This window comes from Aromatoleum bremense (assembly GCF_017894365.1).
Lineage (GTDB): Bacteria > Pseudomonadota > Gammaproteobacteria > Burkholderiales > Rhodocyclaceae > Aromatoleum > Aromatoleum bremense.
In genome coordinates this window covers 3,181,727-3,197,148 of record NZ_CP059467.1, presented here as the reverse complement: position 1 = coordinate 3,197,148, position 15,422 = coordinate 3,181,727, and the positions used below count along the sequence as shown (strand labels likewise).

Here is a 15,422-nt window from a genome sequence, read left to right as displayed (position 1 = left end):
GAATGGCACGAGCGCCCACACCGTGCCCGATGTACGCAAGAGAAGCGGGGAATGTTAGCACAGCGGCACACGCCCTCCGCCCCTCCCCTGATGCGGCGCTGCCGGCGCGCTGATGAGACCGCCCCGGTGCGAGGCGGCGCCACTTCTAACAGGCGCCGAAGCAGACTTGGTCGCGGCCGTTGTGCTTGGCGTGATACATCCGCTGGTCGGCTTTCTCGATCAGGGCTTTCCAGTCGCCGGTGCTGTCGGTACGACGCTCCGCCAGGCCGATGCTGGCCGTCACCGGCGTGCCATCCGGGCCGGCACCCAGACCGAGCCTGCACAGGCGCTCGATCGCCGTCCGGGCTTCGGCGAGATCGGTGTTGGGCATGATGACGACGAATTCTTCGCCGCCCCAGCGGACCAGGACGTCGACACGCCGCAGCGCCGCCGTGATGTGCGTGGCGAGCGTGATCAGGACCTTGTCCCCCGCTTCATGGCCGAAGCGGTCGTTGATGCTCTTGAAGTGATCGACGTCGATGAAGGCGACTGTGATCGACCCCTGGTTGCGATTCGCGATGCCCAGTTGCAATTCGAGCATTTCTTCGCCGCTACCGCGCGAAAAGGCGCCGGTCAGAGGATCCCGCACCGACTGGCGCACCAGCGCCGTCATGAAGGTGAGCTGGCTCATCCCGGCAATGATCGACACGCCGGTGATCAGCACCAGCAACCAGAACGAGCCGGCAAACGATGGCCAGTTGAGCGTGGACCAGCTCAGATAGCCGGCGAGGGCTTGTGCGAGCAGGATCGGGCTCGAAATCAGCACGTTCTCGATCAGCGTCAACGGAAAGACCGACAGGCCCGCGAGCAGGACGAACGGCAGGAAGGCGTAGCCGGCGCCGATCGCCGCTGAAAGCTCGGACAGCTGGTACGTCCTGAGCACGGTGTGCGAAGCGACATAGAACGCCGTCGGAATCGCGAACAGGACCGCAATCGCCCGGTAGGCATCGAACAGGTTGCCCGACGGCCGGTAGCAGATCAGGAGGGTCGCGAACGCGGCGCTGGCAAAAAGCCGCATCAGGGCGAGGGTGACCCACAGCGACGGCGGAAAAACGACGAAATCGATCGCGCTCCACAGCGGCGTGAGCACGGCGAACAGAAACGCGAACATCCGCACGCGATTGACGATCATCGTCGCCCGTCGCCGCATCAGAAGCGGCATGTGCCGGTTCGGAAGGAAGAGGTAGCCGAGTTCCGATTTATCCAGTTCCCCCGGCATCGGGCCGGCGAGTCTGTGCCACAACACGTCGGCCAGATATGACATTCCTGCTCTTTCCCTTCAGAACGTTGGTTCGCTGATTGATGGACCGGGCGCAAGTCTAGCAGCCGGCTTTGGCCGTTCTCAGCATCGATCTATCTGAAAACGAGACGTTTTTCTCGCGCGGATGCCGATTTCACAATGGTTGACGGGGTCATATGGTCCGGTGCCCTGCCTCACGCGGTGGAAGGTCAGTCGTAGCGCTTCCTGTAGATGCGCATGTGGCCCTCCATCTCTGCGAACCGGGCCTCGATGCTCGTTCGTTCGAGCACCTCCTTCAGCCCGAGGCAGAGGAATCCGCCGGGCGGGAGGCTGTCGTCGAACAGGCGCAGGCAGCGTTCCTTGAGCGGCGGCTTGAAATAGATCATGACGTTGCGGCACAGGATCATGTTCATTTCGCCGAACTCGCCGTCGGTCGCGAGGTTGTGCGGCGCGAAGACGATATTTTTTCGCAACGCCGGGGACAAGAGCGCGTGCTCGTAGCGCGCCGTGTAGTAATCCGCGAAGGACGCGGCCCCGCCGCTCAACTGGTAGTTGCGGGTGAACAGCTGCATGTTGGCGACCGAGAGGATGCCTTCCTGCGCTCGCTCGAGGATCGCCTCGTTGATGTCGGTCGCGTAGATCCGGTAGCGCCCTGCCATCCCCTCCTCGTTGAGCAAGATCGCCATCGAGTAGGCTTCCTCGCCGGTGGCACAGCCCGCGTGCCAGATCTTGACGAACGGATACGTCCGGAGGAAGGGAACGACTTTCGTGCGCACCATCCTGAAGAAGGCGGGGTCGCGGAACATTTCCGTGACGTTGATAGTGATTCCGCGCAGCAGCGAATCGAAGACGCTGCGGTCACGCAGCAGCCGCGACTGCGCGAGCGAAAACGTCTCGAAGCCGGACTCGGCGAGCCAGCGCACGAGGCGGCGCCTGATCGAAGCTTCCGCATAGTCGCGGAAGTCGTAGCCGTACACCTGCTCGATTCCCTCGAGCAGCAAGCGCATTTCCACCTCTTGCAGATCCGGTTTCGGGTGGTCCCACTCAGACACGCTGATACATCCACACGCGAATCAGCGAAAACAGCTTGTCGACATCGATCGGCTTGGCGATGTAGTCGCTCGCTCCCGCCTCGATGCATTTCTCGTAATCGCCCTTCATCGCCTTCGCAGTCATCGCGATCACCGGAAGCTTGCCGAAGCGCGGATTGCGGCGGATTTCGCGCATCGCGGCATAACCGTCGGTGTCCGGCATCATGATGTCCATGAGCACGATCGACACATCCGGATGCTCTTCCAGGCGGGCCAGCGCCTTGCGGCCGTTGTCCGCCTCGATCACGACCATATTCTTTTCGGCAAGCACGCTCGACAGCGAGAACAGGTTGCGCATGTCGTCGTCGACCAGCAGCACCTTCCTGCCTTCGAGCATCGCCTCCTTGTCGAGTGCCGCGCGGATCATGCGCTGCTTGTTCGCGGGCAGCCTCGTTTCGACCTGGTGCAGGAAGAGGGCCACTTCGTTGATCAGCCGCTCGGGGCTCTTCGCGCCCTTGATGACGATGCTTTCCGCGTAGCGCCGCAGCCTGCGTTCATCATCCTCGCTCAGCTCGCGGCCCGAATGGATGACGACCGGGACGCGCGCGCCGCGTTCCATCTCCTGCATGTGATCGAGCAGATCGAAACCGGACATCTCCGGCAGCCCGAGATCGAGGACGACGCAATCGAAGGTTTCGGACGCCAGCAGATCGACCGCTTCGCGTCCCGAGGAGGCCACCGAGATCTCGACCTCCTTGTCGTCGAGCAGCGCGACGATGCTGTACGCCTCGTTCTGGTCGTCCTCGACGACAAGCAGCCGCTTGACGGACTTCGTCACCGTGCGCTCGATCGCCTCGATGACCTTGTTCAACTGGTCGCTGTCGACGGGCTTCGTCGCGAAGCCGATCGCCGCCATCCCCAAAGCCTTTTGCCGCTCCTCGAGGCAGGTGAGAAAGTGGACCGGAATGTGGCGCGTGCGCGGGTTGTCCTTCAGGCTGCGCATCACGTTCCAGCCGTCGATGCCGGGCAGCATCACGTCGAGGATGATCGCGCTCGGCAGCTCCCGCTCCGCGAGTTCGAGCCCCTTTTCCCCGCTCTCGGCGACGAGGACGGAGAACCCGCGCGCCCGGATCATTTCCTGCAGGATCTTCGCGAACTCGGGATCGTCCTCGACGACCAGGATGCTCCGGTCGCCGGTTTTCGAATGACCGGCCTCCTGCGGCACCGGCGAACAGACGGGCGGCTGCGGGAGCAGCGCGGCGGGCGGACGGCGCCGCTCTGGCGCCTTGTCGCTTTCGCCGCAGAGCGGCAGGTACAGGATGAACACGCTGCCCTTGCCTTCGCTGCTGCTCATGCGGATATCGCCATGCATCCTGCGGGCCAGCTCGAGCGAGATCGAAAGGCCCAGGCCGGTGCCACCGTATCTGCGGCTGATCGAACCGTCGGCCTGCTGGAAGGCATCGAAAATCCCTTGCTGCTTGTCCGGCGAAATCCCGATGCCGGTATCGCTGACGATGAACGCGATCGCGGGCTCCGGCAGGGGATTGCCGGTGCCGGAAGGGGAAGTCACGCGCAGCCTGACCTCGCCGTGTTCGGTGAACTTCAGCGCGTTGGAGAGAAGGTTCTTCAGTATCTGATGAACGCGCTGCGTATCCCCGTGGAACGTTCGGGGGACATCCGCCTCGACTTCCACGCTGAATGCGATCCGCTTCTGCTCGGCCTGGGACTGGAACAGGCTGCGCATCGACGCGGACAGCTCCTCGACAGCGATATCGGCGAAGTCGAGTTCGATCCGCCCTGCCTCGATCTTCGACAGATCGAGGATATCGTTGATGAGGTCGAGCAGATCGGTGCCGGCCGAGTGGATCGTCGACGCGAACTCGATCTGCTTTTCGCTCAGGTTGCCGTCCTTGTTCTGCATCAGCAGGCTGGACAGAATCATCAGGCTGTTGAGCGGCGTGCGCAGTTCGTGCGACATGTTCGCGAGAAATTGCGACTTGTATGCACTCACGCGCTCGAGTTCCTGCGCCTTCAGGCGAAGGTCCTCGGCGGCGAGCTTGATCTCCCGGTTCTTCGCCCGGATGTTTTCGCGCTGCGTCTCGAGCATCTGGGCACGTTCTTCCAGTTCCTCGTTGCTTTGCTGCAGTTCCTCCTGCTGCACGCGGAGTTCTTCGGCCTGCTGCTGGGTCTCTTCGAGGAGCTCGGCCATCCGCTGGCGCGACAGACTGACGCTCAGGCCGATCGCGACGGCTTCCTGCGCCAGGCTCAGGAACTCGAGCTGGATGTCCGTCATTTCGGAGAAAGTGCCAATCTCGAGCGCGCCGATCAGCCGCGTTCCATGCAGCAAAGGCAGCGCGAGGACGACTTTCGGCACGGACTCGCCGAGTGCGGAGGCGATCGGCAGATAATCGGCCGGCACGTTCGCGAGGCAGATCGGCTTGCGTTCCCGGGCGGCCTGCCCGATCAGCCCCTCGCCGAGACGGAAGCGGTCGCCGAGGTTCTTGCGTCGTGTGAAGGCATAGCTCGCCGCCAGGCTCAGTTCCTCCGCACGCTCGTCGAGCAGGTACAGCGCGCCGACTCCAGCCTTCAGGTATTCCACGAGGTAGACAAGCACCTTGTCGGCGATGTCGGACGCCACCTGTTCTCCCCGCATCACCGAGTTGAGTTCGTTCAGCCCGCTCTTGAGCCAGTCCGCGTCACGGGCCTGCGCGCGCGCCTGGCGCAACGACGAAGTCATGTTGCGGAAGGAGTGGTCGAGCTCGCTCTGGACCGCGCTCAGTTGCGCCGCCGCCTTGAGCAGGACGCCGGTTTCGTCGTGCGGCAAACCCTCCGGGTCGATCTTGAGCGGCTTCGACTCTCCGATCTCCTGGCTCAGGTCTCCCGCGCCGATGGCCTCCACGACGCGCGCCTTGTCCGAGCTGCTTTCGATCACTCGCTTGACTTCGCCAGCGGCGCGCCGCAGCGAGCGGTTGACGCTGTGCGTGATGACGAAGGTCAAGACCGCCCCGGCAGCCAGGATCAGCACCAGCGCGGCGACAAGCAGGCGCCCGGCGGACACAGCCTCGGTTTCGGCGGTCTGCTGGTAGGCCAAAGCCCGCTCGTCCGAGAAATTCGAAACGACGTTCATTCGGTCGAGCAGCGCATTGACAAGCCGGCCCGAGCGCTCGCCATGCAAAACGATCGCCTCGGCGCGACGACCGCTTTTCACGAGCGCCGTCGTCTCGGCGCGCACCGCCTTCCAGTCGTCCCGCGCCTGCTGGATCCTGTCCAAGTCGACGGGGCTGCCGCCGTAACGCTCCCGCAGCAACGCAAACCTCGCGTCATTGTCCTTGCGCCGCGCCTCGAGCCTCTGCTCGTAGCCCTCGACTTCCGCAGGGTCCGCGTAGTGCACGAGAGTGTTCATGATCTGCTGGGCGACGAGCGCCTCCGCCTTCGCTTCGCGGATTGCGATAGCCACGGTGAACGGGTGCCGGTACATGCTGGCGGTCGTGTCGGCGAGGCCGTGGATGCTGCGCAGGCTCATGACACCCAGCAGCAGGGTCGCCACCAGCATCAGGGAAAACCCGGCGACCAGGCGCGTCGTGATACTCAATCGACTTGGCATTGCTTCACTGCTCTCCGTGCTGACCTTACTCTCCGGCAAGGCTCGGCTGGTTCACCCCGCTCACCGCCAAGGCATGCCAGCGCATATTGCCCTGCACACGTTTCGCGCCACCGGCCTTGAACTTCTTCGTCAGCTCGCTCGCCGGGAGCGGCTTGCTGTAGAGGTACCCCTGGTATTCGTCGCATCCCAGCCTGCGCAACGCCCCGAGCTGGGCTTCGTTTTCCACCCCTTCGGCGATGACGTTGAGCCCGATCGCGTGGGCCATCTGGACGATCGCGGTGACGATGGCATGGGTGTCATGGTCGTGCGGCAGGTCGCGCACGAACGATTGGTCGATCTTGAGGACGTGGATCGGAAGCGCCTTGAGGATCGCGAGCGACGAGTAGCCGGTGCCGAAGTCATCGACCGCGATCGATACGCCGGTTGCGCCGATCTGCGCCAGCACGCTCGCCGCCTGGTCCACGTCGCGCATCAACAAGGTTTCGGTGATCTCGAGCTCGATATACGCCGGAGACAGTCCGTGCTCGTCGAGCAGGCACGCGAGCGTGTCGGGCAGCGCCGAATAGATCTGCGGCTCGGCGACATTCACCGCGATTCGCACGGTTTCCTTGAGCCATCCCGCATCCTGCCACTGCCGCGCCTGGCGACACGCCGCGCGCAGCGCCCATTCGCCCAACGGCACCAGCATGCCGACCTCCTCGGCGAGCCCCATGAACTGTTCGGCCGAAAGGAATCCGAGCTGGGGATGGTGCCAGCGCAGCAACGCCTCCAGCCCCGCGATCGTTCCCTCGACGACGTTGACCTTCGGTTGGTAGTACAACTCGAATTCGTCGTTCTCCAGCGCCTGCTGCAGCTCGTGCTCGTGCCGGATGCGTTCCAGCAGGCGGCGGTTGAGTTCCTCGTGATAGAACTCGTGGCCGTTACGCCCCCTCTGCTTCGCTTCGTACATCGCCAGATCGGCATTCTTCATCAGCGCGCCCGCACTCGTCCCGTCCTCCGGGTAAAGGCTGATCCCGACGCTCGCGGACACCTTCACCGTGCTGGTGCCAAGCTCGAACGGATGCGCCAGCGCGGCGCAGATCTTGATTGCCACTTGCGCGGCATCGTCCTTGTCGTGCAGGTTTTCGAGCAATACGACGAACTCGTCGCCGCCGAACCGGGCCAGCGTGTCAGCCTCCCGCACCGCACCGCTCAGCCGCGTGGCGACCTGTTTCAGCAGTTCGTCCCCCTTGTCATGCCCGAGGGAATCATTGACGCACTTGAAGCGATCGAGGTCCAGAAACAGCAACGCGAGACGGTCGTTCTGGCGACCGGCCACCGCGATCGCATGTGCGAGACGGTCGTTGAGCGAGCGGCGGTTGAAGAAACCGGTAAGCGTGTCCCGAAGCGCGAGCTCCCGGGCAAGCTTTTCCGCTCCGCGCCGCTCTGCAACCTCCGTCTGCAGGGCCGCGTTGGCACGCTCCAGATCCTCCAGGCGCTGTACCTGCAGCTCGCGATTGAGATCCGCGAGCAAGGCCGCCTTGTGCTCCAGTTCCCGCCGTTGTCGGCAAAGTTCGACGAACACGCCTACCTTTGCCTGCAGCACCTGCGGGACGAGCGGGGTGAAGAGGTAATCGGCAGCGCCGGCCTCGTAACCCTTGATCCGGTCGAGCTCGTCGGACCGGTGAGCAGTCAGGAAGATGATCGGTATCGCAGCCGAACGGGGGCGGCCGTGAATCAGCCGGGCAGTCTCGAATCCGTCGAGTCCGGGCATATTCACGTCGAGCAGGATCGTCGCGAATTCATGCTCGAGAAGCTGCCGCAGCGCCTCCTCGCCCGAGCTCGCGGTCACGACCGTGAAACGCAGGTGCTCCGCCGCAGTTTCAAGCAGCGCGGCGACGGCCTTCAGGCTGGCATCGTCGTCATTGACAACGAGTACCAGCGGGTTCTCTTCGGGATCCATAGGGGTGCCCGGTACGAATTGCGGTTGTAGGGGGATGCCTCAAGGCACAAAACTACCGACTATAGAGCCATGAAAGGGCGTCGGCCAGAGCGTAAAGCTGCTCGCGCGGGAGCGCCCCCGGAAGCGGTATCCGGGATTTCAGCCTTCGATCTTTAGGGTTGCAGCGCGCACTCCAGCGACGAAAGTCGCTTCCCGCCTAAGGGTTATTCGATTCCCAAAGCGGTGCGGGGATACGAGTCCGGTCACCGACCTCCCTCCCGGCATACGGATTTCCGCGACGATTTGATACAAAATCGTCCACTCTACGCGCAGGAAGGCAAGCAGATTCGCCCAACCGGTCGCCCGACAAGCAAAAAGGCCAACCCCGAAGGATTGGCCTTTTTGCTTGAATCTATGGTGCTGCTGACCGGAATCGAACTGGTGACCTACTGATTACTAATCAGAATTTATCGCTATTCACGGAAGATAGACAGAAGGCGATAAAGCCGCACAAATCCTTGCATACACTGGGTTTCAAGGCAAAACAGCATTCCTTGCGCAATAGACGGGAATAGACGAAAATCACATTCATTCGTTCCCCAGTCGTTCCCCGAGGATGCCGCCATGCCCCGCCAGCGTTTGACCCTTCCCCGCATCGCCGCCTTCAAGCCGAAGGGCGATGGCTTCCTGTGGGATGAGGACATGCCGCGCCTCGCTGTGCGCGCTCGCCCGTCTGGCGCAAAGTCGTTCATCTTCAAAGCGACGCTGAACTACAAGGACATCCGCATCACCATCGGCAGCACGGACGCATGGACTATCGAGGCCGCCCGCGACGAGGCCCGCAAGTTTCAGCGGTGGATTGACGACGGGAAAGACCCGCGCGACGTGCTGCGAGAACTGGAAGAGGCCCGCGCCTCCGACGAGGCTGCCGCCAAGGCCGCGCAGGAGGCCGCCAAGCGCGCCGCCGACGAACAGAGCCGCTACACCCTGCGCGCCCTGTGCGACGCCTATACAGGCCACCTCGAGCGCATCGGCAAGGGCAAGAGCGCCGCCGCTACCCGCTCCGCTTTCAAGTGCCACGTTTTCACGCATGAAGCGATTGCCGCCGCCCCGGCCCGCGAAATAACCTCTCACCAAATCGCCGCGATGGTCCGCAAGGTACGCGAGGCCGGCAAGGAGCGCGCCGCCGGGATACTGCGCAGCTACCTGTCCGCCGCCTTCAACGCTGCCAAGCGCGCGCCCTTCGATTCGGTGATGCCTGCCGACCTCATCGCCTTCGGTGTCGAGCACAACCCGGTCGACAACATTCCCGCCATCGCAGTGCAGGCCGGAAACCGCACCCTGTCCGCCGACGAGCTGCGCGCCTACCTCAATGCCCTTGGCGACGAACTGCCCGACCAAGCCTTGCGGCTGGCGCTTCTGGCTGGTGGGCAACGCATGGCGCAACTGCTGCGCGCCAAGGTGAGCGACTACGACGCCGACACGGCGACGCTTCGACTGTGGGACGGCAAGGGCAAACGGCAGAGCGCCCGCGAACACCTGCTGCCGCTGGCACCGAAAGCCGCCGCACTCGCTGCTGGTCTGGTGGCCCGGGCCAAGGAGCGCGAGCAGAAGCGCGCCGAGGATGCCGGCGAAGTCCCCGGCGACGTGGGCGGCATGTGGCTCTTCTCGACGCACGGCAAGGTCGCGATGATTTTCACGACGCCGGGCAAGCGCGCCGCCGAAATCAGCGCGACCATGAAATGCGAACCGTTCGACCTGCGCGACATCCGCCGCACCTGCGAAACGATGCTCGCCGGCATGGGCATCTCGCGCGACACCCGCGCGCAGTTGCTTTCGCACGGCATCAGCGGAGTGCAGGCCGCCCACTATGACCGGCACGCCTACACGGACGAGAAGCGCGCCGCACTGGTCGCTTGGGAGGCGCGGCTCGACGCCATCGAGAAAGGCGAGAAACCGGCTGGCAACGTGCGCCCGCTCCGGCGCAAGAACAAGAACGCTGCCTGAATTGTAAATCGACGCTATACAAACTATGATTGTCTCGTTCCGTCACAAGGGCTTGGAGGCGTTCTTCCGCACCGGCTCCCAAGCAGGCATTCAGCCGATGCACGCCAAGCGCCTGAGGGAGATGCTGACCGCCCTGAACGCTGCCGCCGGACCGGAAGACCTTGCCCGCCCTTCTTGGCGTCTGCATGGGCTCTCAGGCGACCGCGCCGGCTTCCTGTCCATGACGGTGCAAGCCAACTGGCGGCTGACGTTCAGATTCGAGGGCGGAGCCGTGGAACTGCTGGATTACCTCGACTACCACTGAGGCACGAGACATGAACATGCACAACCCCGCCCCCCCTGGCGAACTGCTCGCCGGCTGGCTTGAAGACCTCGACATGAGCGTGACCGCCTTTGCCGCGCATCTGGGCATCAGCCGCGTGATGCTCTCGCGCATCCTGCATGGACACGCTGCCATCACCGCCGACATGGACCTGCGACTATCCGAAGCGCTGGGCACGTCACCCGGCTACTGGCTGCGGCTGCAAACGCAGCGCGACCTGTGGGCGGCCGGCGAGCGCGCCAAAGAACGGTCGCCGGTGGCGCGCATCGGCGCCTGACTGAGTTTGCCGCCGCGTGAAGGGCATCACGCAAAGCGGGCCGGCCGATGTTGTTGTTTTTTTACAACACTCAACGCAGGCGCGGTATTCTTTGGTGATTCTCCATACACGTTGGTACATCGCCGTAGGTGAAAGACATCACCGCAAGCAATTGATTTCACACGTTTTTTATAGTGCACGAACCGACGCAATGCTTTAGGGTGCTCCGTATCGATCAATCGAACGGAGGCAAACATGCTGGATTCTCTCAGTACTACCCCGGACCGCATCGTCCGCGAGCACGAGCGCCGGGCTATCACGGCCCGGTCTCGAACCGCCTGGTGGGAAGATGAACGCGCAGGACGTGCGCCGAAGCGCCTGCAACTCGGCGCCCGCTCTGTCGGATGGCGCATGACCGACTTGCAGGCGTGGGTTCGCGGCGAATGGCGCAGCACGTCGGGCACGGAGGGCTAATCATGCCCAATCTCATCAAACCCAGCGATGCCGAAGAGCGCTGGGCGCGCATGCGCAAAGACGCCGCGCTGATGGCGAAGGGGCTGAAAGACCCCGACACGGCGGCAGCACGGGCGGGGATGACTGCCGATCAACTTCTCGACTTTGCGGCGTCTGAGGAAGGTTCTCGCGTGGTGATGGCCGAAATTGATCGCATGCGCGACAGTGGCGAACTGGCGAAAGCACAAGCCCTGGCCCTGCTTGAAAGCCTCCTGACCCACTCTCAAGCCCTGGTGGACGGAGGTGAAGTGGGCGCCGCGACCGCCGCTAAACTCATGGATACCGCCTTGAAGGTATCCGGGCTCGCCGAGGAGCGCGCCGCGCGCCTTCGCGCTCAGATGGAGGACGACGCCCCGAAGGCGACGATTTTCATTTTGCGCCCGGGCGACGCTGACCCTTCCCCCGAGAAACCGAACGAGCACCGTATCGTTATCGACCTTCGCCACGGACAGAACAACCCGCGCGACGTGATCGACGTCACCCCGAGCGACGAAGGGGGCGACGATGGCGCTTGATATTCGAAGCAGTTCGCCGCCGAACACGCCGATTCATGCCCTGACGTTCTTTCGTGGGGCGTTCTCCACTATCCCGAGCAACGAGGAATGCGACCTGTCGGCGTGGCGGGTTATCGAAATGATCGCCCCGGAGGACGGCCCCCGGCTCGTCGAGGACAAGTCGAACGCGCCCTATTTCGTGCTCTGCCCGCTCAAGGTCGCGCCCTTCGTCGGCAAGACCGCCGAGCGGTTCCCTGGAAAGTCGGGCAAGCAGCGCAGCGCGGCCCACTTGACGGAGGGGAGCGCGTTCGCCAACGACCTGGACGGGCTGACGCCCGCACAGTGGGAACGCATCGTGGAACACATGGTGGCGGCCGGCGTGATGTTCTGCGCATACTCGACGCATTCGCACGGCAAGGCGCCTGACGAGGTCCGCGCGCGGGTGCTGCTGTTCATGGACCGTGCGCTTGATCCGGTGCGCTGGGCAGACGTGTGGCACGTCTTGAATGGCCTGTACTTCGATGGGCTCGCCGACCCTGCAACGGCGAAGTTGTCGCAACAGGCCGGCGTATGGATGGCGCATCCTGATCGCGTCCAGCTCGCGTTCCGCATTGCGATGCGTGGCGCCTTGCTCAGTGCGGACGCCTTGTTGTCGTTGGTGCCCCCGAAGCCCGAGCGGACCAAGTTCGCCGCGCCTGTCGCGCCGGTGGGCGATCAGAGCGCGCGCTACGCCGAAGCGCTCGCGCTCGTCGGTGCGGAGCACTATGCGGACTGGCTTGCCGGGCTCTGCGCGCTGAAAGGTGCCGTGATGCTCGGGCACCTCTCCGACGAGGACGGGGCCGCGCTGTGGTGGAGATTTACCGACACGGCGAGCGCGGAAGCGCAGGAAAAAAACGACGACAGCCGGTTCGACCCCGAATCCATGTGGGCGCGCTGGATGCCTTCGGCAGCACCGCCTGATGCACTGGTGGGCAAGCTGTTCGCACGGGCGCGAGACAAGGCTATGGCCCTCGTGCGCGGCGAAATGGCACAAGGGGGCGAACTGTCGGCGGCTGGGCTCTCGGCGGCGCAATACCTTGCGGCGTATCACCGTCGCGCCTTCGAGGAACTGCGGGGGGTGCCGGCATGAGCGCGGGAATGAGGGAGCGCGTCGCCCAGATCCGCGCGGAGTACGAGGCCAGGAAGGCGCCCGCGCAGGGTGCGCAAGGGCTCGTACCTGTCATCCAACTGCCGACGGCCGCCGAGTCGCAGGAAGGGCCGAAGGTGCCCGCGATGGCTCAAGCGCAGCTCGATCAGATCGGGAAGGAAGTGCAGCCGGCCGACGCCGCGACGCGAGGCGCACAGGCGACCCAGGCGCTTGCGGGCGAATTCGCCCCATTCGAGAACCAGAACGGCCGCTTCTACGTCACGCTGCGCAGCGGCAGGCGCCCCGAGGCGGTACCGTTGGAGTCCGAGCAAGTCGCAGACGCGATCCGCGAGGCCGCCTTGCGTAGTTCCGGCCGCATGATCGGAAAGGACGCCGTCGCAACGGTACTTAGCACCTTGCGCACTCGGGCGCGGGCGCAGCCCCGGAGGACGGTGCATCAACGCATCGGCATGGATGGCGCCGACTACCTGCTCGACCTTAGCGCCCCTGACGGCCACGTGGTTCGAGTGAATGCGGCCGGCGTGACCGTGGAGAAGAACGACACGATTCCGTTTCGACGTGGGCGGGGGTATGGCGCGCTGCCAATGCCGGCCCCGTGCGGCAATGCCGCGCAGGCGTGGGAGTTCATAGCACCCATGGTGGCAAACGTGCCCGACGCGGACAAGCTGCCTGTGGTGGCCGTTGCGGTGGAGTATCTGCGCGCGGACAGTCCGCACCCCATCCTTGAGTTCATCGGCCCCGAGGGCTCGGGGAAGAGCGCGGCAGCGTGGCGTCTCGCCCAGACTATCGACCCGTTTGACGGTGAAATGCCGAGTACTGGGCAGGATGAACGCGACATGATCGCAGCGGCGCAGGGGCGTCATGTCGTGATGCTCGACAACGTATCGGGGCGGCTCCCCGAAGACTTCATGTGCCGGGCATCGACCGGCGGCGCGGTGACGCAGCGAGAGTATTACACCAACGCCGGGACCGCCACGTTCGGCATTCACTGCGCCCAGATTGTCACCGGGATACTGCCGCCGTTCAGGCAATCGGACACTCAGGACCGCGCGTTAATCGTGTCGATCAAGAAACCCCTCGCCTATCGCCCCGAGTCCGAGGTGCGGGCGGAATACGCGGACAAGCTGCCCGAAGTGCTCGGCGGGCTGCTGTACCTCTTGCACGTGTCGATCCGGGATCGGGCTGCGGTCGCGGCGCAACGGGCCTGGAAGCATCGCATGGTTGCATGGAACCAGACCGGCGAAGCCATCGCGCAGGCACTCGGGCACCCGGTGGGTTACTTCGTCGATCTGATGTCGAGCAAGCGGCAGCGCGCCGCCGAGGACTACATCGAGGGCGACACCTTCGCGCGCGCCCTGGTCAAGACGCTGAACACGTGGGCCGCCGAGGCAAAGCCGGCCGAAAAGCTCCCGAGTTATCGCCACTGGCAAAAAGTGCCGGGATGGTGCGCAGGGCAGATCAAGGGCCGCGTGATCGTCGCCGCCACGGCGCAAGCGATTTGCTCGGCTGTCACGAGGCACTGCGACGACTGGACGAGCCGGGGAACGACGTTGCCGGGCACGGCACGGGCGACGACCGGCGCGCTGCAACGGGTGCAAGGAGTGCTCGCGCGGGCCGGGATCGAGGCGGCATTGAAGCCGATCAGCGGCGCGAACAACTGCGCGTGGGTGTTCCTCATGCCGAAGTCGGATGGCGAGTAAGCCCATGCACCTCGTGAAGCGCTCCATTTTGCCGGGGGTGCCGGGGGTGCCGGGGGTCGAAAACGCAACCCCCGGCGGGCTGAAAGCCGTGCGGGCACTGGGATTGAGGCACTGTGCCGGGGGTGCCGGGGGTTGTTCTTATCTTTCTTCTGAAAAAAGAAAAGGTAGAGAGAGGGAGGAGGGAGGGAGAGTAGTAGAAGAATTTTCGCCTCCAACCCCCGGCACCCCCGGCAAACGTGCTGAAACCCGCGCCGTTACTGGGTTTTCGGTGCCGGGGGTTGTGATTTTCGACCCCCGGCATACCCCCGGCACCCCCGGCATTACGACAAGAGGAACGCTCCGATGAACCCGCTTCGCCTCGCCCACGACCTCGCCCGCGTTACAACGTGGTGGGCTTCCCTGCCCGACGCCGACCGGCGGACCCTCTATCGGCCGCACGAACTCACCCGCGCAACCGGCATCCCGCGCCACGCCCTGCCCCACGTGCTCGAAATGCTTGGCTGGCACCGCGCCCGACGCTGGAGCCGGAATCACAACCGCCGCGTGCTGCGCGTGCTGTACGCGCCGCCGGGCCGCCGCGTGCCCTTGCCCCCACGGGGGCGCCCACCCCTAGACGTGCTCGCGCTCTTCGCGATGCACACGACCGACTAAACCGCAACGGAGATACGCACCATGCACACGACCGCCTACACCACCCCCACGACCGCCAGGTTCGTCGTTGAACTCGTCGGCGAGAACAAGAACCGCGTGCCCGTGTGCACCGTTCGGCAGTCCGACCCCATCGTCACTTGGCTGAAGGTGGCGTCCGAGTGGAACACCTACCCCGCCGAATACCAGAAGACATGCCGCCCCGTCGTCGCGAAAGCCGTTCGCTTCCTGTTCTGCGAACTCGCCGCCGATTACGAGCCGTCGAAGCTGGGCGTCTGGTACGAGGAAGACATTTTCCGCCGGGGCATGGCAAACGTCACGGAATCGATCGGAGGCGTGTTTCAGCCCCCTGTGTGGTGGCCTTACGCCGCCGCACTGGCGGGCGTTGGTTTCTCGGATGCCGAAATGATCGAAATTCTCGGCACCGGGTTCGACATGCACTGGGACATGAGCAGCGGCGAGGGATACACCCCGCACGACGACGAGCAGTAATCGGCCGT

At 64.3% G+C, this 15,422-nt stretch carries 13 protein-coding genes; 9 read left to right on the top strand and 4 right to left on the bottom strand.

What is annotated here, in order from left to right; genetic code table 11:
* Positions 1 to 145: 145 nt before the first annotated feature.
* The 4 genes from pbN1_RS14975 to pbN1_RS14960 all read right to left on the bottom strand — a co-directional run bounded on the left by pbN1_RS14975 (position 146) and on the right by pbN1_RS14960 (position 7,856).
* Entirely contained in the window at positions 146 to 1,303 is a 1,158-nt protein-coding gene (locus tag pbN1_RS14975; protein WP_169203302.1) for a GGDEF domain-containing protein, read from the bottom strand.
* 185 nt (positions 1,304 to 1,488) lie between these two features.
* Positions 1,489 to 2,286 (bottom strand): CheR family methyltransferase, encoded by a 798-nt coding sequence (locus pbN1_RS14970; protein ID WP_169203318.1) that lies wholly within the window; start codon positions 2,284 to 2,286, stop codon positions 1,489 to 1,491.
* Between the two features lie 37 nt (positions 2,287 to 2,323).
* Positions 2,324 to 5,914, bottom strand: coding sequence for a response regulator (locus pbN1_RS14965; protein ID WP_169203303.1), 3,591 nt, complete (start codon positions 5,912 to 5,914; stop codon positions 2,324 to 2,326).
* 25 nt (positions 5,915 to 5,939) lie between these two features.
* Positions 5,940 to 7,856, bottom strand: coding sequence for a putative bifunctional diguanylate cyclase/phosphodiesterase (locus pbN1_RS14960; RefSeq protein WP_169203304.1), 1,917 nt, complete (start codon positions 7,854 to 7,856; stop codon positions 5,940 to 5,942).
* A gap of 603 nt (positions 7,857 to 8,459) precedes the next feature.
* Here pbN1_RS14960 and pbN1_RS14955 point away from each other — a divergent pair.
* The 9 genes from pbN1_RS14955 (at position 8,460) to pbN1_RS14915 (ending at position 15,414) form a co-directional block, all read left to right on the top strand.
* On the top strand, positions 8,460 to 9,842 hold the full coding sequence (locus pbN1_RS14955; protein ID WP_169203305.1) for a tyrosine-type recombinase/integrase: 1,383 nt from the start codon (positions 8,460 to 8,462) through the stop codon (positions 9,840 to 9,842).
* 25 nt (positions 9,843 to 9,867) lie between these two features.
* Positions 9,868 to 10,146, top strand: coding sequence for a type II toxin-antitoxin system RelE/ParE family toxin (locus pbN1_RS14950; RefSeq protein ID WP_169203306.1), 279 nt, complete (start codon positions 9,868 to 9,870; stop codon positions 10,144 to 10,146).
* Between the two features lie 10 nt (positions 10,147 to 10,156).
* A complete protein-coding gene (locus pbN1_RS14945) occupies positions 10,157 to 10,441 on the top strand; it encodes a HigA family addiction module antitoxin (RefSeq protein ID WP_169203307.1) in 285 nt (94 codons plus the stop codon).
* A 234-nt stretch (positions 10,442 to 10,675) separates the two neighbouring features.
* Positions 10,676 to 10,894, top strand: a complete 219-nt coding sequence (locus pbN1_RS14940; protein ID WP_168954392.1) for a helix-turn-helix transcriptional regulator — start codon at positions 10,676 to 10,678, stop codon at positions 10,892 to 10,894.
* A 2-nt stretch (positions 10,895 to 10,896) separates the two neighbouring features.
* Positions 10,897 to 11,448 carry a hypothetical protein gene (locus pbN1_RS14935; protein ID WP_169203308.1) on the top strand — a complete coding sequence of 184 codons (552 nt, stop codon included), beginning with the start codon at positions 10,897 to 10,899 and terminating at the stop codon, positions 11,446 to 11,448.
* Positions 11,438 to 12,556 (top strand): hypothetical protein, encoded by a 1,119-nt coding sequence (locus pbN1_RS14930; protein ID WP_169203309.1) that lies wholly within the window; start codon positions 11,438 to 11,440, stop codon positions 12,554 to 12,556. The genes pbN1_RS14935 and pbN1_RS14930 overlap by 11 nt, the downstream gene beginning before the upstream one ends.
* An 8-nt stretch (positions 12,557 to 12,564) precedes the next feature.
* Positions 12,565 to 14,274, top strand: coding sequence for a hypothetical protein (locus tag pbN1_RS14925; protein WP_169203310.1), 1,710 nt, complete (start codon positions 12,565 to 12,567; stop codon positions 14,272 to 14,274).
* 342 nt (positions 14,275 to 14,616) lie between these two features.
* Positions 14,617 to 14,925, top strand: a complete 309-nt coding sequence (locus tag pbN1_RS14920) for a hypothetical protein (protein ID WP_169203311.1) — start codon at positions 14,617 to 14,619, stop codon at positions 14,923 to 14,925.
* A gap of 21 nt (positions 14,926 to 14,946) precedes the next feature.
* A complete protein-coding gene (locus tag pbN1_RS14915; protein WP_169203312.1) occupies positions 14,947 to 15,414 on the top strand; it encodes a hypothetical protein in 468 nt (155 codons plus the stop codon).
* The last annotated feature ends 8 nt before the right edge of the window (positions 15,415 to 15,422 follow it).

Excerpts from the sequence above, each read along its gene's own strand:
- pbN1_RS14920 (WP_169203311.1), top strand. The coding sequence starts at position 14,617 with ATGAACCCGCTTCGCCTCGCCCACGACCTCGCCCGCGTTACAACGTGG.
- pbN1_RS14960 (WP_169203304.1), bottom strand. The coding sequence starts at position 7,856 with ATGGATCCCGAAGAGAACCCGCTGGTACTCGTTGTCAATGACGACGAT.
- pbN1_RS14970 (WP_169203318.1), bottom strand. The coding sequence starts at position 2,286 with ATGCGCTTGCTGCTCGAGGGAATCGAGCAGGTGTACGGCTACGACTTC.
- pbN1_RS14930 (WP_169203309.1), top strand. The coding sequence starts at position 11,438 with ATGGCGCTTGATATTCGAAGCAGTTCGCCGCCGAACACGCCGATTCAT.
- pbN1_RS14915 (WP_169203312.1), top strand. The coding sequence starts at position 14,947 with ATGCACACGACCGCCTACACCACCCCCACGACCGCCAGGTTCGTCGTT.
- pbN1_RS14975 (WP_169203302.1), bottom strand. The coding sequence starts at position 1,303 with ATGTCATATCTGGCCGACGTGTTGTGGCACAGACTCGCCGGCCCGATG.
- pbN1_RS14935 (WP_169203308.1), top strand. The coding sequence starts at position 10,897 with ATGCCCAATCTCATCAAACCCAGCGATGCCGAAGAGCGCTGGGCGCGC.
- pbN1_RS14925 (WP_169203310.1), top strand. The coding sequence starts at position 12,565 with ATGAGGGAGCGCGTCGCCCAGATCCGCGCGGAGTACGAGGCCAGGAAG.
- pbN1_RS14940 (WP_168954392.1), top strand. The coding sequence starts at position 10,676 with ATGCTGGATTCTCTCAGTACTACCCCGGACCGCATCGTCCGCGAGCAC.
- pbN1_RS14965 (WP_169203303.1), bottom strand. The coding sequence starts at position 5,914 with ATGCCAAGTCGATTGAGTATCACGACGCGCCTGGTCGCCGGGTTTTCC.
- pbN1_RS14950 (WP_169203306.1), top strand. The coding sequence starts at position 9,868 with ATGATTGTCTCGTTCCGTCACAAGGGCTTGGAGGCGTTCTTCCGCACC.
- pbN1_RS14945 (WP_169203307.1), top strand. The coding sequence starts at position 10,157 with ATGAACATGCACAACCCCGCCCCCCCTGGCGAACTGCTCGCCGGCTGG.
- pbN1_RS14955 (WP_169203305.1), top strand. The coding sequence starts at position 8,460 with ATGCCCCGCCAGCGTTTGACCCTTCCCCGCATCGCCGCCTTCAAGCCG.